At 69.6% G+C, this 1,136-nt stretch carries 1 protein-coding gene; it reads left to right on the top strand.

What is annotated here, in order from left to right:
* Positions 1-189 precede the first annotated feature (189 nt).
* The coding region (locus F1193_RS16865) for an IS110 family RNA-guided transposase (protein WP_170263743.1) at positions 190-1,136 on the top strand (947 nt) is incomplete at its 3' end.

A 1,136-nucleotide genomic window follows, 5' to 3' on the forward strand; every position in this document is an offset into this window, starting at 1 on the left:
TTGGAACGGCGAAATGTGCTTTGATGGGTGCACCGGCTCGGGGTGGCCACCCCGAGCCGGTGCGGGCGGCACGCCGTGTCCCGGGTGAGCCTTCGAGGCCGTCGCGAGCAAGAGCGGCCGTCCGTCCCAAGCCAACCCGAACAGTTGCACGGGGCTTTTGACCCCGCTTCCAAGCCTGGGATGCTTGCCATGCTGCCACACCCGACGCCGCTTGCCACCCACCTTGTGGGCATCGATGTCTCCAAGGACTGGCTCGACATCGCCTTCGACGACACCAAGGTCGAGCGGGTCGACAATACCCCCGCGGCTCTCCAGCGCTTGGCCAGGCGCCTGGTGAAGGCCGGGCTCACCACCGCCGGCCTGGAGCCGACCGGCGGCTATGAACGCCTGGCGGTCGCGGTGCTGCGCGAAGCCGGCCTCACCGTGCTGCAGGTCGACAGCTGGCGCTGCCGCCAGTTCGCCAAGGCCTGCGGCCAGCGCGCCAAGAGCGATCCGCTCGACGCCCGCATCATCCGCGCCTTCATGCTGCATCACCCCTGCCGGCCGTTCCCGGAGCCCTCGCAGGCGCAGAGCGAGTTGACCGCCTGGGTGCGCGAAATCACCCGCGCCGAGGCCGACATCCGCCGCCTGGAGAACCGCAAGGCTCACCCCACCCTGGCGGCCATCACCGCCCGGCTCGATGCCGAAATCGCCGCCCTGCGCGACACCGTCGCCGCGGCCGAACAGGCCATCGAGGCGCTGATCGCCGCCGACCCGGCGATGGACGCCAAGGCCAAGATCATCACCTCGGTGCCGGGGATCGCCAGCAAGACGGCCCGCGTCCTGCTCGCAGAAGCTCCCGAACTCGGCCGGTTCAGCCCCCGCCAAGCCGGTGCCATCGGCGGCTGCGCACCCTATCGCAACGACAGCGGCAAAGCGCGGCGGCCGGCCCATATCGAGGCCGGACGCCGCGCGCTCAAGCGCGCCTGCTATCTCGCCGCCTTCGCCGCCATCCACTGGAACCCGTGGGCCAAACAGCTCTACGCCGACCTCAAAGCCCGCGGAAAACCCGCCAAGGTCGCCCTCATCGCCATCGCCCGAAAGCTCCTGACCATCCTCAACGCCATGATTCGAGACAACAAACCCTGGCGAGACCC

Source organism: Blastochloris sulfoviridis (genome assembly GCF_008630065.1).
Classification (GTDB): Bacteria; Pseudomonadota; Alphaproteobacteria; order Rhizobiales; family Xanthobacteraceae; genus Blastochloris; species Blastochloris sulfoviridis.